Source organism: Glaciihabitans sp. GrIS 2.15, from assembly GCF_035984695.1.
Lineage (GTDB): Bacteria > Actinomycetota > Actinomycetes > Actinomycetales > Microbacteriaceae > Lacisediminihabitans.
In genome coordinates this window covers 274,188-293,412 of sequence record NZ_JAXCHU010000003.1, presented here as the reverse complement: position 1 = coordinate 293,412, position 19,225 = coordinate 274,188, and the positions used below count along the sequence as shown (strand labels likewise).

16 protein-coding genes are annotated in these 19,225 nt (G+C 64.8%); 9 read left to right on the top strand and 7 right to left on the bottom strand.

The window, feature by feature from the left end; translation table 11 throughout:
- Window positions 1-29: 29 nt before the first annotated feature.
- Window positions 30-1,676 (top strand): ABC transporter permease subunit, encoded by a 1,647-nt coding sequence (locus RCH11_RS05995; RefSeq protein ID WP_327056082.1) that lies wholly within the window; start codon window positions 30-32, stop codon window positions 1,674-1,676.
- 1 nt (window position 1,677) lies between these two features.
- The gene (locus tag RCH11_RS05990; RefSeq protein ID WP_442789009.1) at window positions 1,678-2,601 is read left to right on the top strand and encodes a sugar ABC transporter permease; all 924 of its coding nucleotides are present in this window, start codon (window positions 1,678-1,680) and stop codon (window positions 2,599-2,601) included.
- A 4-nt stretch (window positions 2,602-2,605) separates the two neighbouring features.
- On the opposite strand, the gene RCH11_RS05985 is transcribed toward RCH11_RS05990, so the two are convergent.
- The 4 genes from RCH11_RS05985 to RCH11_RS05970 all read right to left on the bottom strand — a co-directional run bounded on the left by RCH11_RS05985 (window position 2,606) and on the right by RCH11_RS05970 (window position 7,277).
- Complete coding sequence (locus RCH11_RS05985) at window positions 2,606-3,622, bottom strand: LacI family DNA-binding transcriptional regulator (protein WP_327056081.1); 1,017 nt, start codon at window positions 3,620-3,622, stop codon at window positions 2,606-2,608.
- A 4-nt stretch (window positions 3,623-3,626) separates the two neighbouring features.
- The gene (locus RCH11_RS05980) at window positions 3,627-4,202 is read right to left on the bottom strand and encodes a CoA-binding protein (protein WP_327056080.1); all 576 of its coding nucleotides are present in this window, start codon (window positions 4,200-4,202) and stop codon (window positions 3,627-3,629) included.
- A 33-nt stretch (window positions 4,203-4,235) separates the two neighbouring features.
- Complete coding sequence (locus tag RCH11_RS05975; protein WP_327056079.1) at window positions 4,236-5,543, bottom strand: O-acetylhomoserine aminocarboxypropyltransferase/cysteine synthase family protein; 1,308 nt, start codon at window positions 5,541-5,543, stop codon at window positions 4,236-4,238.
- Window positions 5,544-5,636: 93 nt separating this feature from the next.
- On the bottom strand, window positions 5,637-7,277 hold the full coding sequence (locus tag RCH11_RS05970; protein ID WP_327056078.1) for a dolichyl-phosphate-mannose--protein mannosyltransferase: 1,641 nt from the start codon (window positions 7,275-7,277) through the stop codon (window positions 5,637-5,639).
- A 40-nt stretch (window positions 7,278-7,317) separates the two neighbouring features.
- On the opposite strand from RCH11_RS05970, the gene rsmI reads away from it, so the two are divergent.
- On the top strand, window positions 7,318-8,127 hold the full coding sequence (gene rsmI, locus RCH11_RS05965) for a 16S rRNA (cytidine(1402)-2'-O)-methyltransferase (RefSeq protein WP_327056077.1): 810 nt from the start codon (window positions 7,318-7,320) through the stop codon (window positions 8,125-8,127).
- On the opposite strand, the gene RCH11_RS05960 is transcribed toward rsmI, so the two are convergent.
- Complete coding sequence (locus RCH11_RS05960; RefSeq protein ID WP_327056076.1) at window positions 8,114-8,965, bottom strand: aldo/keto reductase; 852 nt, start codon at window positions 8,963-8,965, stop codon at window positions 8,114-8,116. The genes rsmI and RCH11_RS05960 overlap by 14 nt on opposite strands.
- Before the next feature lie 217 nt (window positions 8,966-9,182).
- On the opposite strand from RCH11_RS05960, the gene RCH11_RS05955 reads away from it, so the two are divergent.
- The 6 genes from RCH11_RS05955 to RCH11_RS05930 all read left to right on the top strand — a co-directional run bounded on the left by RCH11_RS05955 (window position 9,183) and on the right by RCH11_RS05930 (window position 16,579).
- Complete coding sequence (locus RCH11_RS05955) at window positions 9,183-11,114, top strand: S53 family peptidase (protein WP_327056075.1); 1,932 nt, start codon at window positions 9,183-9,185, stop codon at window positions 11,112-11,114.
- A gap of 131 nt (window positions 11,115-11,245) precedes the next feature.
- Window positions 11,246-12,826, top strand: coding sequence for a methionine--tRNA ligase (gene metG / locus RCH11_RS05950; protein WP_327056074.1), 1,581 nt, complete (start codon window positions 11,246-11,248; stop codon window positions 12,824-12,826).
- Between the two features lie 14 nt (window positions 12,827-12,840).
- Entirely contained in the window at window positions 12,841-13,779 is a 939-nt protein-coding gene (locus RCH11_RS05945) for an NADP-dependent oxidoreductase (protein ID WP_327056073.1), read from the top strand.
- A 35-nt stretch (window positions 13,780-13,814) separates the two neighbouring features.
- The gene (locus RCH11_RS05940) at window positions 13,815-14,783 is read left to right on the top strand and encodes a TatD family hydrolase (RefSeq protein WP_327056072.1); all 969 of its coding nucleotides are present in this window, start codon (window positions 13,815-13,817) and stop codon (window positions 14,781-14,783) included.
- A complete protein-coding gene (gene rsmA / locus RCH11_RS05935) occupies window positions 14,780-15,610 on the top strand; it encodes a 16S rRNA (adenine(1518)-N(6)/adenine(1519)-N(6))-dimethyltransferase RsmA (protein WP_327056071.1) in 831 nt (276 codons plus the stop codon). The genes RCH11_RS05940 and rsmA overlap by 4 nt, the downstream gene beginning before the upstream one ends.
- A 33-nt stretch (window positions 15,611-15,643) precedes the next feature.
- Window positions 15,644-16,579, top strand: a complete 936-nt coding sequence (locus RCH11_RS05930; protein ID WP_327056070.1) for a 4-(cytidine 5'-diphospho)-2-C-methyl-D-erythritol kinase — start codon at window positions 15,644-15,646, stop codon at window positions 16,577-16,579.
- Between the two features lie 254 nt (window positions 16,580-16,833).
- On the opposite strand, the gene RCH11_RS05925 is transcribed toward RCH11_RS05930, so the two are convergent.
- Both RCH11_RS05925 and RCH11_RS05920 read right to left on the bottom strand, forming a co-directional pair.
- Window positions 16,834-17,508 (bottom strand): hypothetical protein, encoded by a 675-nt coding sequence (locus RCH11_RS05925; protein WP_327056069.1) that lies wholly within the window; start codon window positions 17,506-17,508, stop codon window positions 16,834-16,836.
- A 244-nt stretch (window positions 17,509-17,752) separates the two neighbouring features.
- On the bottom strand, window positions 17,753-19,171 hold the full coding sequence (locus RCH11_RS05920) for a glycosyltransferase 87 family protein (RefSeq protein WP_327056068.1): 1,419 nt from the start codon (window positions 19,169-19,171) through the stop codon (window positions 17,753-17,755).
- Window positions 19,172-19,225: the final 54 nt, after the last annotated feature.

Sequence of the window (19,225 nt, the reverse complement as noted above, 5' to 3'; positions counted from 1 at the left end):
CGCTGTACTTGCCGAGGGAGAGGATTTCCATGGCGATATCCGCCGCACCGCAGAAGCCCCCGGTCGACCGGGACTCCGCCGGGACTACCGCGATAACGACCGATCCGCATCGCCTGCGAACAGCCGCCGGCTTCCGCCGCAGCGGACTGGTCGCCGTGATCACCAAGATCCTGTTACTCGGGTTGTTCGACGCGTTCTCGCTCTCGCTCATTTTTGCAATGGCGGGACTGTACCTCTGGGGTCCGCTGGTCGCCACAATCATCATCACCCTGCTCATTAACTGGATCTATCTCGGGAAGAGCAGGCGTCTTCCCGGCAAATACCTGACCCCCGGCGTTGTGTTCCTCCTGGTCTTCCAGATATTTGTCGTCTTCTTCAGCGGTTACATCGCGTTCACCAACTACGGCGACGGCCATAACAGCACCAAGGCTGATGCGATCGGTGTCATCACGGTCGCGGCCCAGAAACGGGTATCGGACTCGCCGACCTACGCGGTCAACATCCTCCAGAAGGACGGGAAGTTCTTCTTTCTGATTACCGATCCGGACGGGAAGATGTCGGTGGGATCCAGCACCGATCCGCTCACCGAGGTCAAGAATCCACAGCGTGATAGCGCTGGCAAAGCGAACGGGTTACCCGGTTATGACACGCTCACTCTCGACCGGGTACTCGCCGCTCAGGAGGCAATCACCGCCATCGCGGTACCGCTGACCGCTGACCCCGCCGATGGCACACTACGAACGGATGATGCGAGCAGCGCGTACCTGTACAAATCTGATCTCAGCTACAACCAGAAGGCTGACACCTTCACCGATGGATCCGGGGCGGTCTACCGGGATGACGGAAAAGGCGAGTTCGCCACCGCGAACGGCACAAAGAAACTCTCCCCCGGGTGGAAGATCGATGTTGGATTCGAGAACTTTGCCAAGGCGTTCACTAACCCGCAACTCAGCGGTCCACTGTTGCGGGTGGCGATCTGGACCTTCGTCTTCGCACTGGCCTCGGTCGCACTCACTTTTGCGCTCGGACTGTTTCTTGCCCTTGTACTCAACCACCCGACCCTTCGGGGTAAAAAAATCTACCGCGTGCTGGTGATCCTGCCCTATGCCTTCCCGGTCTATCTCTCCGGACTGGTCTGGGCGGGGCTCCTCAATCCCCAGTTCGGTTTCGTCAACCAGGTGCTCTTTGGCGGGGCGCAAATTCCCTGGCTGACCGCCCCGCTGCTCGCGCAATTCAGTGTGATTCTCGTCAACGTCTGGCTGGGTTACCCGTATATGTTCCTGGTCTGTACCGGCGCGCTTCAATCCTTACCCGAAGAACTCAACGAGGCAGCGAGAGTGGATGGTGCGAGCCCGTGGCGTGCCTTGCGTTCGATTAAGCTCCCCCTGCTTCTGGTGTCGATCGCCCCATTGCTCATCGCGTCGTTCGCCTTCAACTTCAACAACTTCAACGTGATTTATATGCTCACGAGGGGATGGCCGAGGTTCTCCGATACGACCTTCGACATCGGGTCAACCGACCTGCTCATCACCATGGTCTACAAGGTGGCATTCGGCTCGGGCGGGGCGCGGGACTACGGTCTTGCCAGCGCACTGTCGATCGTGATTTTCCTGCTCATCGCCACAATCTCTGTGATTGCATTCCGACGCACCAAAGCACTGGAGGACATCAACTGACGTGACGACTCACACCGAAATCCCCATCGTCCCCGAGGCGGAACGGCCGCGGCACTTTGCCAAGCGGCCGTTCCGCCTCTCACACTGGGCTCGCGATACCGGCTGGCGCCACCTCATCGCGATCTTCGCCGTGATCTTCGCCGTGTTCCCCCTGCTCTATGTGGTGTCGGCATCGCTGAATCCGGCCGGATCCCTGGTGGGCTCCAACCAGCTATTCGCCACAATCAACTTCGCCAACTATGTTGCGCTGTTCACCAATCCGGAGCAGCCGTACGCCCTGTGGTTCGCTAACAGCCTCGTCATCTCTCTCATCACCTCGCTCGCGACGGTTTTCCTCGGCGCGATGGCGGCCTATGCGTTTTCCCGGATGCGCTTCCGCGGGCGTCGAATCGGCCTGTTGGCCCTCATCCTGATCCAGATGTTTCCGCAGTTTCTTGCCGTGGTCGCCCTGTTCCTGCTGTTGTCGGCGATCGGCGACGTCGTGCCGGCACTTGGACTCGGAACGCAACTAGGCCTGATCTTTGTCTACCTGGGGGGCGCGCTCGGGGTGAACACCTACCTGATGTACGGGTTCTTCAGCACGGTGCCGATTTCGATCGATGAGGCGGCGAAAATCGATGGTGCCAGCCATGCGCAGATCTTCTTCGGCATCATCCTGAGGCTGGTCGCGCCGATTTTGGCCGTGGTCGGTCTGTTGTCGTTTATTGCAACGACGGGGGAGTACGTGCTTGCCAGCATCATGCTGACCGATCCGAGCAGGCAAACGCTCGCCGTGGGGCTCTACAGCTTTGTCTCGCAAGCGCTCTCCAATAACTGGAGCATCTTTGCGGCCGGTGCAGTCCTGGCAGCGGTACCGGTGATGATCGTGTTCCTGCTGCTTCAGAAGTACATCGTGGGAGGGTTGACCGCCGGTTCGGTGAAGTAGCGAATCACTCGAGCGGTCGGGCGGTGCTTGAGCGCACGATGAGTTCGAATGGCAGCGGTACTCTCAGCGCCGGCTCTTCGTGGCGCGACGGCTCCAGTTGGGCGATGAGCGTCTCGGCCGCGAGCTCGCCCTGGCGCTCGGGGAACTGGGCGACCGTTGTGAGTTGGAAGAAGTCCGCGAGTTCGTGATCGTCGATCCCCACGATCGAGACGTCCTTTGGCACGCTGAGGCCCAGGTCGCGGGCGGCGAGAGTCGCCCCGATCGCCATCTCGTCGGATGCCGCGAAGATTGCGGTCGGACGGTGGTGTGGATGACCGAGCGCCTGTTTCGCGTGTGCGTAGCCATTAGCCATAGTGAAGTCTGCGCAGATCATCGACTCCGCGGCGACCGGGAGCCCCGCGGCGGTCATCGCCTGCTGGAAGCCGGTGCGGCGGTGACTTCCAATGTGAAAATCGGTGTCTTCTTCTGATGACCCTCCAATGTGCAGGATCGCGGTGTGGCCCAACATGAGCAGGTGCTCCGTCGCAAGCCGCGCGATCGCTATCTCATCGATTTCGAGCGATGGCACCCCGGCGAGCGGCCCACCAAGGCCGACGAGCGGCTTGTCGAGCGCCAGCAGGCCGGAAATCTCATCGGTGGTGAGTTCGAGGGCGACGGCAATCACGGCATCCACGCGGCGTCGGCGAAGGAAGTGGTCGAACACGCTGCGGCGTTCGTCGCCGCCGCCGCTCAGGTTGTACAGCGTGAGATCGTAGCCATTGCGGAGCAGTGCGCGCTCAGCGCCCTCGACGACGGAGGAGAAGAACCAGCGGTTGAGGTGCGGCACGACGACGCCGACGTTGCGCGTGCGCCCGGACGCGAGGCTCGAAGCATTCGATGACACGACATAGTGCAGGTCATTTGCGGCGGACTCGACCCTGGCCCGGGTCCCAGCCGAAACCGATCCGTTGCCGCTGAGCGCCCGGGAGACGGTGGCCGCAGAAACTCCGGCCAGGCGGGCAACCTCGTCGATGCCGACCATGACTTCAGCGGGCGGCTTTGCGCGAGCTGATTACTCCGGTGTCGAATCCCAACAGGTGCAGCCCACCGTTGAAACGCGCGTGCTCGATCTTGATACACCGATCCATCACGACGGTGAGTCCCTTGCTCTGCCCGACGCGGGCCGCATCCTCATTCCAGATGCCGAGCTGCAGCCAGACCGTGGTCGCCCCGACCGCGAGAACGTCGTCGATGACGGACGGGATATCGCTCGACTTGCGGAAGACGTCGACGATGTCGGGAATCTCGGGCAGGGATGCGAGGTCGGGATAGGCCTTCTGCCCGAGAATGGTGTCGGCATTCGGATTGACGAAGTAGACCCGATAGTCGCTCGAGGACATCAGGTAGGTGCCAACGAAGTAGCTGGAGCGCGCCGCGTTGGGGGATGCCCCGACGATTGCAATCGACTTCGCCCGGCGCAGGATGCCGAGGCGCTGCCGAGCGCTCGGGCCAACCCAGGTGCGCTGGGACTTGAGGAGTTTGGCCAGGGGAGAGTCAGCGGGAAGGGAACAACTCATGCCGTTGGGGAGCACGGTGATTTCATCGAGGGTCAGATCAGCCATGGGTTCTCCTTCGGGGTATCTCGACCGGCGCGATCACCGGGCGGCCGTCGCTCTAGTGAGTGCCTGGTCGAGGTCGTAGATGATGTCGGCGCCGTCTTCAATGCCAACGCTGACGCGAACCAGCCCGGGCAGCACGCCGGCGGCGATGAGCTGCTGCTCGTTCAACTGGGCATGGGTGGTCGAGGCTGGATGGATGACCAGGGTCTTGGCATCGCCGATATTGGCAAGATGACTGGCCAGTTCGACCGATTCGATGAAGGTCTGGCCGACCGCTCGGCCACCCTTCACCCCGAAACTGAAAACGGCTCCTGGGCCTTTCGGCAGATATTTCCTGGCCCGTTCATGGTGCGGATGGCTCACCAGCCCGGCCCAGTTGACGAATTCGATGCGCGGGTCGTTTTCGAGCCATTCGGCCACGATCTTCGCGTTGTCCACATGGGCTTGCAGGCGGTACGGCAGAGTCTCGACGCCCTGAGCCAGGAGCCAGGCCGAGTGCGGAGAGAGAGCCGGCCCGATATCGCGAAGCTGCTCGGCCCGCAGCCTCGTGAGAAACGCATACTCACCGAAGTTGCCATGCCAGTTGAGTCCGCCATAGCTCGGAACCGGCTGGTCGAAGAGTGGGAAGTGCTCGTTCGCCCAGGGGAAGCGACCGCTTTCGACAACCACGCCACCGAGCGTGGTGCCGTGGCCGCCGAGGAACTTGGTGGCCGAGTGGATGACGACATCGGCCCCCCATTCGATCGGGCGGTTGAGATACGGGGTGGCGATCGTCGAGTCGATGATGAGCGGGAGCTGTGCCGCGTGGGCGACATCCGCGAGACCCTCGAGGTCGGCGACCTCCCCGGACGGGTTGGCCACGATTTCCGCGAAGATCAACTTCGTCTTATCGGTGATTGCGGCGGCATAATCCTCGGGGTTCGACCCCTGCACGAAAGTGGTCTCGACGCCGAAACGGCGCAGCGTGACATCCAGCTGGGTGATCGATCCGCCATAGAGACTGGCGGAGGCCACGATGTGATCGCCCGCACCAGCGAGAGATGCGAAGGTGATGAATTGCGCGCTCAGCCCGCTCGCTGTTGCCACCGCGCCGAGTCCGCCCTCGAGCGACGCGATCCGCTCTTCGAAGGCGGCGACGGTGGGGTTGCCGAGGCGGCTATAGATGTTGCCGTATTTCTGCAGGGCGAAGCGGGCCGCCGCATCCGCTGTGTCGTCGAAGACAAATGCGCTGGTCTGGTAGATGGGAAGTGCCCGCGCACCTGTCGTCGCATCGGGGATGTTGCCCGCGTGGATCGCACGCGTGCGGAAACCCCATTCGCGGTCTGTCGCGTTACCATCGGCCATAGCTTTACGCTACCGGACAGGACGCTGTACCCGGCTCCGATGGAAACCGGAGGTAACAGTCCGGGCTGCTCGGTTTCGGTCGCGTGAGCGGAGTCACCGCCAGCCGGGGAGCCAGTAGTGCAACCGGGCGAAGATCTCTGGCACCTGCATTCCCGTCCAGACGGGGTAGAAGAAAGCGCTCACGAACACCACGAGGAGAAGGAACACCGCGACGACCCCGATGCCCCGGGTTCTGCGTGACCGGGCATCCCTTCTGCTGCCGATAATCAGGCCGATTACGAAGACAAGCCCGAGGATCAGGTAGGGCTCAAAGACGATCGCATAAAACTGAAAGATGGTGCGGTCGGAGTAGAGCAACCACGGGAGATAGCCGGCAACTGTGCCCATGAGAATCAGCCCGACCCGCCATTCGCGGTATCGCACGAGCCGGTAGACGAGGAAGAAGAGGGCCGCGGTCGCCGCCCACCAGAGGATCGGGTTGGCGATAGAGGTGACGTACTGCGCGCAACTCGAGAAGCTGCATCCGCTCTGCCCCTGCACTTGGCCGACGTAGTAGAAAGCGGTGGGGCGCAGCAGGAACAGCCAGGAGAGGGGATTCGCCGAGTAGGGGTGCGCGGTGTGCTCGTTCACGTTGAAGTCGTAGACACTCGCCTGGTAGTGCAGGAAGCTCTGCACCGAGTGCGGCACCCAGGTGAAGAACCCCGTTGCCGCGTTGCCCGGTACTTCTGCCCAGTTTCGGTAGTACCCCTCCCTGGTGACAAACCAGCCGGTCCAGCTCGCCAGGTAGGTAGCGATGGCGAGCGGGATCGTCAGCAGGAAGGTGACCGGACCCTGCTTGAAGATCGTGCCGCTCAGCCAGAAGGGAATACCTGCCGTACGCCGCGCGCAGGCGTCCACCACGAGCGAATAGACCGCGAAGGCGGCCAGAAAGTAGAGCCCGCTCCACTTGACGGCGGTGGCCGCTCCGAACAGGATGCCCGCGGTGAGAAGCCAGGGCCGCCACCACAGTGCCGGGCCCCAGTCGATGTCGCGACCGGCCTCCGCCCGGCGTGACAGCCAGAGCGACAGGCGACCGGCGCTCTTGGCGCGGTCGAGCATGATCGCCCCGAAGCCGAGCAGCGTGAAGATCATCACGAAGTTGTCCAGAAGTGCCGTGCGCGACATCACGATCGCGTGACCGTCGATCGCGAACAACCCACCGGCGATGGTGGCGAGCAGGGTCGAGTTGAAAAGCGCACGCGCGATGATCACGAGCAGGAACACCGCGAGGATGCCCACTATCGCCGTGCTGATGCGCCACCCGATCGTGTCCTGTGCGCCGAATACGCGCAGGCCGAGCGCGATCATCCACTTGCCGAGAGGCGGATGCGCCACATACGAACCGTTTGTGGTGAAGATGTCGACATTGCCGGCGGTGAAGGGCTTGTCGGCGTTGTCGGGCCAGGACGCCTCGTAGCCAAGGTTCAGGAGGGTCCAGGCATCCTTCACGTAAAAGGTCTCGTCGAACACCAGCGAGCGGGGATCGCCGAGTCGCACGAGGCGGAGTACCGCGGCGAGCAGCGTCACCGCAATCGGGCCGCCCCAGTACCAGATTCGCTGAGCACCGGGCAGAGCGAGCAGCCGACCCCACCACAGGTCGAGTCGAGTGCCGGGCAGCTCGTCGCCGTCGGGCGAGGCCGACTTCGCTCCCGGCGCGCCGACCATGGCGTCGAAGTTGGCCTCGGGTCTGCTCACAGGTGCAATGGTAACGAGGGTTCGCTGCAAGGATGGGCAGGTGATCATCCTCGCAGCGACTCCGATCGGCAACCTCGGTGACGCCTCGCGGAGGCTGGTGGAGGCGCTCGGAAATGCCGAAGTGATCGCCTCGGAGGACACGCGAGTCACCATCCACCTCATGCGGGCGCTCGGTATCGAGAACCGTCCCCGGCTGATCGCGCTGCACGAACACAACGAGGTCGAGAAAGCGTCGGAGATCGCAGAACTCGCCAGAGAGACGGATGTACTGGTGCTCACAGATGCCGGAATGCCGGCGATCAGCGACCCGGGATTCTCGATTGTGACTGCCGCGATCGCCGCCGGGGTCACGGTGACGGCGCTTCCGGGCCCGTCCGCGGTGATCACCGCCCTTGCGCTGTCGGGGCTGCCCACCGATCGTTTCACCTTCGAGGGCTTCCTGCCGCGCAAGGGACGGCTCGCCTCGCTGCGCCAACTCGCCCGCGAACCGCGCACCATGGTGTTCTTTGAATCACCGAACCGGCTCGCGGATGCCCTCGGCGATATCGCGACGGCATTCGGGCCCGATCGTCGGGTGGCCGTCTGCCGCGAACTCACCAAGCTCTATGAAGAGGTGCGCCGGGGCACCGCCGCCGAGCTCGTCGAGTGGGCAACGGCGGGCGTGAAGGGCGAGATCTGCATCGTCGTCGAGGGTGGGGCCCTGCAGGAGATCGACCTCGAGGCGGGAATCGTGCAAGTGCAGAGGCTCGTTTCGGCCGGGTCGAAGCTCAAGGACGCGGCATCCGAAGTGGCGGATGCGACCGGCCTCGGCAAGCGGGATCTCTACGAGGGCGCGCTCAGGGCGCGCTGAGCCTTGCCTTCTGGTCGCCGCTGAGAACGAGCTCGGCGGCACCGGCGGAGTCGGTGACCGTCCCGGGTCTGGAGGCTCCGGGTATCGGGACAACGCAATGGCCGAGGGAGAGCTCCCAGGCGAGGGCGACCCGTTGCGGGCTCACGTCGAGCTCGAGCGCGACCTCGGTGAAGACACTGCCCGCCGCGAAGACCTCGTCACCCCGGCCGATCCCGCCGAGTGGACTCCAGGGCAGGAACGCGATCTCGTGGTCGACGCAATAATCGAGCTCGCCCTGGCTCGACCGGTAGGCGGGGGAGAACTGGTTTTGTACTGACACCAGCCGACCGCCAAGCACATGGTCGGCCAACGCGATCTGCGCGACGGTGACGTTGGAGATGCCCGCCATGCGAATCACCCCCTCGTCGACTAGCTCCCGAATGGCCCCGATCGAGTCCTCGTAGGGAACTCCGGGGTCGGGGCGATGAAACTGGTAGAGCCCGATCGCGTCGACACCGAGCCGTGCTCGGGACTCCCGCGCGGCCTTCTTGAGATGGGCGGGAGTACCGTTGCGGTCCCAGGGGCCGCCGTCTCGGTAGAGCAGACCTCCCTTCGTGGCGACGAGCACCTCCTCGGGGCGACCCCGCAGTGCTTCGGCGACCAGGATCTCGTTGTGTCCGGGGCCGTCGGCATCCGTCGTGTAGGCGTCCGCGGTGTCGATGAGGGTGATGCCGACATCCAGGGCGGCATGGATGGTCGCGATCGCCCTCTCGCGATCCGGTCGGCCTGGCAGGGAGAGTGGCATTGCACCCAGCCCGATGGCGCTGACTTCTACATCGCCGATCCTGCGGTATTTCATGCGCTCAGCCTAGATCCCGCGCCTGAATCGGAGCGCACGCGCAGTTTTTTTGCGTTGTTTGTAAAATCCATGTGAACCCCCTTTGTGGGGGTAATCGAGCGGGGCTATTGTCACGATTGCGCCTTTTGCTTGCGCGGTCATTCTTCATTGGGGAAGGTTTCAGAACTTGGACAATCGCGCGCGCCGGAGGATGTTCTCTCGTAGGACACTCGGCATCGTGGCCACGGCCACCACCGTCATCGCACTCTCGCTCACCGGCGTGTCGACAGCCTCGGCTACTGATCGCGATTCCTTCGCCGGATCGGTGCCCAAGTGGGCCACCGCCGCGAACGACGCGGGAGTCACGGCCCCCGACCAGACCGTCGAGGGTGAGATCTACCTGCCGCTGCGCGACCAGGCGGGTGCCGAGGCTCTCGCCACGGCCGCCTCGACGCCCGGCGCCCGCGGGTACCGGAAGTTCCTGCAGCCGCAGGCCTGGATCCAGCATTTCTCGCCGACGAAAGCGGACTCGGATGCCGTTGTCGCCTCGCTCACCGCGCGGGGACTCACCATCAGCGCGGTGCCAGCGAGTCGCCAATACGTGGTCTTCCGTGGCACGGCCGCCCAGCTTGGCGCCCTGTTCGCCACGACCCTCCACGACTACAACTACTCAGGACGGGTGCTTTCGGCGCCGTCGAGTGCCCCCTCGGTGCCCGCGGCACTCACGGGCAAGGTCTCGGGGATGAGCCTCGACCAGGCCAGATTCCTCACCCACCCGGACTCGATCAAGCAGGGCGACCTGCCGGCCAGTGGCGCCGAAGCGCTCAGCCGCCAGGCTCCGACGCCCTCGGCGATCACCGCCAAGTGCTCCAACTACACCGGGGAGCACACGGTGACCGCTCCGGTCGCCTACGGCCAGACCACCTTCGACACATTCAACTGCGGCTATGTGCCGTCGCAGCTGCGCTCCGCCTACGGGGTGGATTCGCTCGCGAAGTCCGGCGTGAACGGTGCAGGCCAAACGGTCGCGATCATCGACGCGTACGCCTCGCCGTCCATCGTGAACGACGTGAACACCTATTCGGCCGCGCTCGGTGAACCCGGCCTGACCGCAGCGAACTACTCGCAGATCGTGCCGACTCCGGCCCAGTTCGTCGACCAGGCGGCCTGCGGCTACCCGAGTGGATGGCAGGGTGAGCAGACCCTCGACGTGGAAGCAGTGCACGGTATCGCAACCGGGGCGAAGATCCTCTACGTCGGTGGCACCAACTGCGGTGGCGGACTGGATGTTGCGATGTCGAAGATTCTCGACAACAAGCTCGCGAACATCGTGAGTAACAGCTACGGCAACCTCGGCGAGGCCGTCCCGAATGACGTGCTGAAGGGCGCCCAGAACCTGCACATCCAGGCGGCGGGCGAGGGCATCGGGCTCTACTTCTCCAGTGGAGACAGCGGGGACGAGGTCGCCAACCTCGGCTACGCGTCGCCGGACTTCCCGGCATCTTCCCCGTACGTGACGTCGGTGGGAGGCACGAGCCTTGGTATCACCCAAGCCGGCAAGATCGCCTACGAGACCGGATGGGGATCCGCGGGTGACAAGATCAACCCGGCCGGTACCGCCTACCTCTCGCCGCTTCCCGGAAACTTCTTCGGGGGAGCGGGTGGCGGCGCCAGCGCCGTGTTCGCGGCTCCGGCGTACCAGCAGGGCGTCGTTCCGACGTCGCTCTCGCATGGATTCCGGGTCTCTCCGGACATCGCGGCCCTCGCGGATCCGTACACCGGATTCTCGGTCGGTATTCGTCCGATCATCGACGATGTCACTCTCGCCGTCGGTGACTTCACGCGCGAAACCTATGGCGGCACCTCGCTCGCTTCGCCGTTGACCGCCGCGCAGATCGCGATCGTGCAGCAGGCCACCCGAACCTCGATCGGATTTGCGAACCCGACGCTCTACGGGCTCGACCGCATCCTGCCGTCCTCGTTCCGCGATGTGCAGCCGCAGAACCCCACCAAGGCTCTCGTCTACACGAGTGCCCGGAGTGGCAACAGCTACCTGATCAGCCTCGACCAGGACACGACATTGAAGACAACGCGCCAGTACGACGCCGTGACCGGCATCGGCGGTGTGAGCTTCGAGTTGCTCTCGCTGTTGGCGGCGGGGCGGCACTAGAACGCAATTCGCTCACCAAGCGGCCCCGCTTCGGCGGGGCCTCTTGGCGTGCGGGCAAGACGGACTTCGGCGGACTCTGCCCGGTGCGTAACGCGGACCCCGCACCATCCGCCGCCAATTAGGATTATCGAATGCCCGCCGGAGACCCTTTTTACATCGCGACACCCATCTTTTATGTGAATGATGTGCCCCACATCGGTCACGCCTACACCGAGGTCGCTGCCGACGTGCTTGCCCGCTGGCACCGCCAGGGTGGCGACGACACCTGGTTGCTCACCGGCACCGACGAACACGGCCAGAAGATCCTGCGCACGGCGGTGGCGAACGACACGACCCCGAAGGAATGGGCCGACCGGCTCGTTACGGATGCCTGGTTGCCGCTGCTCGCAACCATCAACATCGCCAACGACGATTTCATCCGCACCACCGACGAGCGCCACGAGCGTGCCGTCACGATCTTCCTGCAGAAGCTCTACGACGATGGCTTCATCTACTCGGGCGAGTACGAGGGGTATTACTGCGTTGGCTGTGAGGAGTACAAGCAGCTCGACGATCTGGTGGAGATGGCGGACGGCGACTTCGCCGGACAGCTGGTGTGCAAGATCCACGGGCGCCCGGTGGAGATCCTCAAGGAGAAGAACTACTTCTTCCGCATGAGCGAATTCCAACAGAAACTCCTCGACCTGTACGAGTCGCAGCCCGACTTCATCCAGCCGGAGAGCGTGCGAAACGAGATCATCTCTTTCGTGAAGCAGGGTCTCGACGATCTCTCTATTTCGCGGTCGAGCTTCGACTGGGGCATCCAGATCCCCTGGGACCACAGCCACGTGGTGTACGTCTGGTTCGATGCGCTGCTCAACTACATCTCCGCGATCGGCTACGGAACCGACACCGAGAATTTCGAACGGCGCTGGCCAGCCGTGCAGCTCGTGGGTAAGGACATCGCCCGTTTCCACGCCGTGATCTGGCCGGCGATGCTGATGGCCGCTGGTCTGCCGGTACCGCGTCGCGTGTTCGGCCACGGCTGGCTTCTCGTCGGCGGCGAGAAGATGTCGAAGTCCAAACTCACCGGCATTGCGCCCTCGGAGATCACCGACACCTTTGGAGTCGACGCCTTTCGGTATTACTTCATGCGCGCCATCAGCTTCGGGCAGGACGGCTCCTTCAGCTGGGAGGATCTTTCCGCGCGCTACCAGGCGGAGCTCGCCAACGGTTTTGGCAACCTCGCCTCGCGCGTAATCGCGATGGTCACGCGCTACCGTGGGGGAGTCATCCCGACCGGTATCGAGCTCACCGAGACGGACCAGGCCATCTTCGCCACCGGCCTGCGCGTCACAGCGGAAGCGGATGCCGCGATCGAGCGCCTCGCCATCCACGAGGCGCTCGCCTCGATCTGGACCCTCGTCGACGAGTTGAACGGCTACATCACCATCCAGGAGCCGTGGGGGTTGTCAAAGGATCCGGCCAACGCAGAGCGGCTCGACGCCGTGCTGTTCACGATCGTGCGTGGCCTCGGCACCCTCGCGGTGTTGCTCTCCCCGGTGATGCCGGATGCCGCGGCCAAGCTCTGGACGGCTCTCGGCGGCACCGGAGAGGTGGCCGACCAGAACGTTCGCGCCGCTTCGGACTGGACCGGCGGCCCCTCGGTCTCGCCGCTGGCCACCTCACTTTTCCCCCGCATCGAACAGCCGGACACTGCAGTCTCGGCCTAACCAGTAAGGACGCCATGCCCCAGGCAGTGAAATTCAACCGGTACGGTGGAAGCGAAGTGCTCGAGCTGGTGGAAGTGGATGCCAGGGCCCCCGAGCGGCGCGAAGTGCAAGTCTCCGTCGTGGCCGCCGCGATCAACCCGGGGGAGATCTCAATCCGGGAGGGCGCGATGCATGAGGCCTTTCCCGCCCACTTTCCGGAGGGGCAGGGCAGCGACTTCGCCGGGATCGTCACGGCGGTCGGTGAGGGTGTCGACTTCCCGCGGGTGGGTGACGAGGTCATCGGGTTCTCGGACGGGCGGAATGCGCAGGCGGAGTTCGTGACGATCGATGCCAGCCGAGTCATCCCGAAGCCGCACGCGGTCGAATGGAACGAGGCCGCCAGTCTCTTCGTCGCCGGTACCACTGCGCGCGCGTGCCTCATTGCGGTCGACGTGCGACCCGGCAATACCGTGGTTGTGGCCGGGGCGGCGGGCGGGGTCGGCATCATCGCAACCCAGCTCGCCGTACTCGCGGGGGCGGCCGTGGTGGCGACCGCGAGCGAGGAGAACCATGCCTTCCTTCGCAGTCTCGGAGCCATCCCGGTGGCTTACGGAAAGGGTTTGGCCGACCGCATTCGTCGGATCGTTCCGGATGGCGTTGACGCTTTCATCGATGCGCACGGTGACGGCAACGTGCAGGTGGCGGTCGATCTCGGGGTGCCGAAGGACCGCATCAACACGATCGCCGACTTTGCGGCGAAAAAAAAGTTCCGGGTGAAGGCGGACGGCATGTCGACGGTGGAGCCACGGGAGGTGCTGACCGAGCTAGCGCGGCTGGTCGCGAACGGCGAGCTGAAGATCCCGGTGTACGCGACCTACCCGCTCGACCGGGTGCGGGCCGCCTATGAGCGCCTCGGAGCCCGCCACGGGCTCGGGAAGATCGTGCTCGAAGTGCGGCCAGCCGACTCGGTGTGATCGGTCGGAAGTGACACGGCGGGTAGAATTCAGGCATGCCAGCGACGGAGGACTCTCAGGCCCCGATCCGGCAGCGTGACGCCTCGTCGGAACAGGGTAAAACGCGCGACCTGAGCTATCCGCCGCTTCCTTCGGCGCTCACGGTGGGTGTCTACGACAATCACACTCACCTCGAGATCGCCGACGGGGACCAGCTTCTCGACTACCGCGAGCACCTCGACCGTGCCTCGAGCGTTGGCGTGCGCGGTGTCGTCCAGGTGGGCGGGGACCTGGAGACCTCGCGCTGGTCGGCGGAGATGGCGGCTCGGGAACCGCGGATGCTCGCTGCCGTCGCCATCCACCCCAACGAGGCTCCGCGCTACGAGGCCGCGGGTGAGCTGGATGCCGCGCTGGCCGAGATCGACGAGTTGGCTGGCCGGCCGCGCGTGCGTGCCGTCGGCGAGACCGGACTCGATTTCTTCCGCACCGACGAGAGCGGCCGCGGCGCGCAGTATCGATCGTTCGAGGCGCATATTGCCATCGCCAAGAAGCACGATCTTGCGATGCAGATCCACGACCGGGACGCGCACGCCGAAGTGATCTCGACCCTGCGACGCACTGGTGCCCCGGACAAGACGGTATTCCACTGTTTCTCCGGGGATGCGGACATGGCCCGCCTCTGCGCCGACAACGGATGGTACCTGTCCTTCGCCGGCACCGTCACGTTCAAGAACGCCGGCAACCTGCGTGATGCGCTCGCCGCCATCCCGCGCAGCCAGATCCTGATCGAAACGGACGCTCCGTTCCTCACGCCCGTGCCCTACCGAGGTCGCCCGAACGCGCCGTACCTCATCCCCACGACGCTGCGATTCATGGCGGATCACCTCGGAACAGACGTCGCGTTGCTCGCCGCCCAGATCACCTCGAATACTGAGCTGGTCTACGGCACCTGGGATGCGGAACCGGTCACCCAGGATCTCGGGTCGCCGTATGACGAGGCCATCGACTCGTCCGAGCTCGCGTGAGCCTGCTGGGGCCGGCGGAGATCCGGGACCTCGCCGATCAGCTCGGCATCCAGCCAACCAAGAAGCTCGGCCAGAACTTCGTGATCGATGCCAATACGGTGCGGCGTATTGTCAAGGCAGCGGGAATCGTCGCCGGCCAGAGCGTGGTGGAGGTTGGACCGGGGCTTGGCTCCCTCACCCTCGGATTGCTCGAGACCGGAGCATCCGTCGTCGCCGTGGAGATCGACAGTCGCCTCGCGACGCAGCTGCCGGTCACCGTCGAACTGTTCCAGCCGGGCGCCCTGCTCACCGTGATCACGCAGGATGCGATGACTATCACCGAACTCCCCGGCTCCCCGACGAGCCTCGTAGCGAACCTGCCCTACAACATCTCGGTCCCGGTGCTGCTGCACTTCCTCGAGCACTTTGCGAGCCTGCAGGCTGGCCTCGTGATGGTGCAGGCCGAGGTGGGGCAGCGCATCGCCGCCGACCCCGGTTCGAAGATCTATGGAAGCCCGAGCATCAAGTCGGCCTGGTACGGAAAGTGGCGCACGGCCGGCCAGGTGAGCCGGCAGGTGTTCTGGCCGGTACCGAACGTCGACTCGATCCTCGTGCGCTTCGATCGCGGCGAACTCCCGGGCACCGAGGCCGAGCGCGTCGCGACCTTCGCGCTGGTGGATGCCGCTTTCCAGCAGCGACGCAAGATGCTGCGGCAGTCGCTCTCGGTGGTTCTCGGGGGCAGCACCGCGGCATCCGCTCGTCTCGAAGCGGCCGGCGTGGCTCCGACCGCCCGCGGCGAAGAGCTGACCGTAGCCGACTTCCTCGCGATCGCTCGAGCCGGGGCGTAAAGCAGCCTGCGAGGGTTCGGCTAGGTTGGTCTAATGACCTCCGCGGCCGCTCCGAAGGTGGTGCACGCACGGGCACCGGGCAAGATCAACGTGTTCCTCAAGGTCGGCGCCCTTCTCGATGATGGCTACCACGACCTGGCCACCGCGTTCCAGGCAGTCTCGCTCTATGAGGACATCAGGGCGACAGCCGCCGCCGATTTCTCCGTGACATTCTCCGGATCAATCGACACGTCGTCTCTCGCGACCGATGGCAGCAATCTCGCCATCAAGGCGGCGACCCTGCTCGCGCACCGCGCTGGCTACCGCAAGGGCGTGCATCTCGAGATCGAGAAGCACGTGCCGATCGCGGGCGGCATGGGAGGCGGATCGGCGGATGCCGCAGCCACCCTGCTCGCCTGTGACAGTCTCTGGGGCACCGATCTCAGTCGCGAGGACCTGCTCGAGCTTGCGACCCAGCTCGGCTCCGACGTGCCGTTCGCCTTCACCGGCGGCACGGCGATCGGCACCGGGCGCGGCGACCAGCTGAGTCCAGCGCTTGCCAAGGGGAGCTTCCAGTGGGTGCTCGCGCTCGCCGACTTCGGCATGAGCACGCCCCGTGTCTACAGCGAACTCGATCGCCACCGCGACCGGCACGCGCAGGACATCTTCCCTGCCACGACCCAGCCGCAGGTGGACGCCAATGTGTTGCAGGCGCTGCGGGCGGGGGATCCGCACATGCTGGCTGAGGTGTTGCACAACGACCTTCAGGCGCCTGCCCTGCACCTCGAGCCGCAACTCGGTTCGGTGATCGAGCTTGGCGAGGAGAACGGCGCTCTCGCCGGCATGATTTCCGGGTCCGGCCCGACGATCGCTTTCCTCGCGGTCGACCTGGATGCCGCGCTCGAACTGCAGATTGCGCTCAGCGCCGCCCGGCTGACGGTGGTGCGGGCGACCGGCCCCGTGCACGGGGCACGACTCGTCGGATCCTGAGCTCGGTCACGCCCGGGCCGGGTTGCCCGTGCGTTTGACATCAGCCGGGGCCCGAGACATGGGAATTTCTGATGTTGAGCACGCGTCCCGGCCAGAACCGAGTGTTGGACGTGCGGCCGCTGTGTCGCGGGCGTCTTGCGCGCGACATCCAGCGAGATCGGCGAGGGAAGCGGGATAGCGTGCGCCGACGGTGCGAACAACGCCGAAAGGCCCGCTGCGCGATGCGCAGCGGGCCTTTCGTTGAGCGGGAGAAACTACTTGGCGATCACCGTGATGGTGGCGATGCCGACGAGCAGCTGCGACTTGACGGCGTCCGTCTTGAAGGTCTTGTTCAGCAGACCGGCGGCGTCAGCGGAGATGTGTACCGTGGTGCCGGTGAGGATGGCATTGTTGCCGTCCATCTTGAGGGGCTTGAGGGTTCCGCCGTAGAGGTTGAACAGGTCGACCTGGGTCGCGGCGGAGGTGCCGTTGACCGAGACGTCGCCAAGCAGGACGGACTTACCCGGGTCGATGGTGAAGTTGGTCAGCTCGACCTTGGTCGCGCCAGCGGTCAGCGAGAAGCCGGATCCCTCGTGCTTGATCGTGCCCTGAACGTAGGGGCGGGTCTTTCCGGCCGGGTCGTAGTAGTCCACGTTTCCGCCGGTGATCGGGAAGTGCAGGCTGCCAGCGGTGAGCGTGGCGGTTCCGACCGTTCCGGGGGTGAGGCCGAGGGTGGTGAGAGCGGAAGCGAAGCCCGCGTCGAGAAGCACTGCGGTGTCAACTCCCGTGAGGCTGGGGATGGAGGCGAGCGGCTTCTGCATGGCGGGAGCTGAAGAGGCCTTGGCTGCGGGTGCGGTGCCACTGCTGGCGGGGCTCGAGCAGGCGGCGAGGCCGGCGACGAGGAGTCCGGCGGTGATGATGCCGACGGTTACTTTCTGAAACTTGCGCATGATGTGATCCTTAGGTTTTCGCCTGCCCTTGGTGACAAGCGGTTCTGGGTATTGGTTCGGCTCCCCCCGCCAAAGGGTTTGGAATTGGCCTGTGGTGTTACCGTTCCGTTATAGTTCCCAGCAAACGTCCAGCGAAAAACCCCGGAATCCCGGGGTATTCAGGCCACGGGGACCACGGGATCCGGCGCCTCGCTGCTTCCTCGGTGGATACCACGGCCGACCTGCCGAGTGCCGAAGGCATCGGTTACGTGCTCGAGGACCGCCGCAGCAGGGCGAGCGGATGCCGCAGTCGCGTGCGTCCGACGGGACCGGTGCGGTGCAGCGCCAGAGCAACGATCACGACGATCGCGATCGCGATGGCCACCTGGGAGACCCCGTCGTTCGGGATGAGCAGCCGCACGGTCAGGGCGAGGGGAACGGCGAACCACTCCCATCGTCCGCTCAGCGCGATGAACGGCACGAGTAGCAGGGCATACCAGGGGTATCGGGGCGAGACGATGAGCAGCGTGGTGCCGATCATGACGAGTTGCCCGAGCCACGGCGCATCCGGGTTCGTCTTCCACCACACGAGAACCGCGGTGATGAGCAGCAGCACTGCGGCGACTGCGAGCGATGCCGTCGTTGGCACGAACAGGGTGAGCAGGGTGAATCGACTGCCGTTGTTATAACCCTCTTCCGACAGGTATCCCGGCAGGTATCCAATAACGGCGATGCCGGTCGTGGCCAGGTAAGGGATGTAGAGCACACCGAAGGTGACGATCGAGGCTGCTATCACTTTCCACGGTTGCCGCCGCAGCAGGGCGGGCGCAGCGATCACCGGGATGAGTTTGACGGCGATCGCCGCACCGAGCGCGATTCCCCCTCGAAAGCGCAGGCCTCGGGAGACCAGCAGCGTCGCCACGAGTACAAGAAGCGTGCCGAGGATGTCGATATGCGAGTTGGTAATCGCCTCGGTGGCGACAATCGGGCTCCATCCCCACAGGGCCGCCCAACGCGGGTCGAGGTTGCGACGACGCAGCGCCACGATGAGCATGGCGGTGATAGCGAGGCTCATCAGCAGCCCGGTGAGCTGCAGCGGCCAGTATTCTGCCGTCGGCCCGGTGATGAATCGCACCCCCGCGAAGAACATCTCGGCGGCGGCCGGGTAGATAGTCGGCACCTTCGGGCGGTTGAGGGCCGAACACAGGGGCACACCGCTCGGCAGGGAGGAGGTCGGGTCCGCGCGCGGGTCGAGGCACCGGTGGGTGCCGTCGGCATTCTCGAGCGGGGTGGGGAATAACCAGTCAGGGCGCAGGGTGGCGAGCGCGTCATCCACCGGCACATACCGGTAGGGCGAGATACCGGCATTCTGCACAATGCCGTCCCAGGCGTATCGCGCGGAGTCGCTGCTCGTATTCGGCGGTCCGGCCATCGCCGCGCCGCCGATCAACGCCGAGCCGATGAGGATGATCGCGATCGCCGGCCGCGTCGGTACCGAGCGGACGGCCAGGATCGCCAGCGCGAAGAGCGCCCAGAGGGCAATGGTGCACGCGATAAGCGCGGTGGGGTTGGCCCGGTCGAAATAGCCGAGAACAGCCACGGAGTATGCCGTGAGACCCGCCATTGCCGCGGCGGCCACGCTGGCCAGCACGGTGGAGAGCAGAGGTGGCAGTGCGATCTTCATCGACCCCATACTGTCGGACGGAAGCCCCGGATCCGTGCGGCTCGGCCAGCGCCG

Bases quoted from the DNA above. Each gene is read 5' to 3' on its own strand.
- RCH11_RS05995 (WP_327056082.1), top strand. From the start codon at position 30: ATGGCGATATCCGCCGCACCGCAGAAGCCCCCGGTCGACCGGGACTCC.
- RCH11_RS05985 (WP_327056081.1), bottom strand. From the start codon at position 3,622: ATGGTCGGCATCGACGAGGTTGCCCGCCTGGCCGGAGTTTCTGCGGCC.
- RCH11_RS05980 (WP_327056080.1), bottom strand. From the start codon at position 4,202: ATGGCTGATCTGACCCTCGATGAAATCACCGTGCTCCCCAACGGCATG.
- RCH11_RS05975 (WP_327056079.1), bottom strand. From the start codon at position 5,543: ATGGCCGATGGTAACGCGACAGACCGCGAATGGGGTTTCCGCACGCGT.
- RCH11_RS05960 (WP_327056076.1), bottom strand. From the start codon at position 8,965: ATGAAATACCGCAGGATCGGCGATGTAGAAGTCAGCGCCATCGGGCTG.
- metG (WP_327056074.1), top strand. From the start codon at position 11,246: ATGCCCGCCGGAGACCCTTTTTACATCGCGACACCCATCTTTTATGTG.
- RCH11_RS05945 (WP_327056073.1), top strand. From the start codon at position 12,841: ATGCCCCAGGCAGTGAAATTCAACCGGTACGGTGGAAGCGAAGTGCTC.
- RCH11_RS05940 (WP_327056072.1), top strand. From the start codon at position 13,815: ATGCCAGCGACGGAGGACTCTCAGGCCCCGATCCGGCAGCGTGACGCC.
- RCH11_RS05930 (WP_327056070.1), top strand. From the start codon at position 15,644: ATGACCTCCGCGGCCGCTCCGAAGGTGGTGCACGCACGGGCACCGGGC.
- RCH11_RS05925 (WP_327056069.1), bottom strand. From the start codon at position 17,508: ATGCGCAAGTTTCAGAAAGTAACCGTCGGCATCATCACCGCCGGACTC.
- RCH11_RS05920 (WP_327056068.1), bottom strand. From the start codon at position 19,171: ATGAAGATCGCACTGCCACCTCTGCTCTCCACCGTGCTGGCCAGCGTG.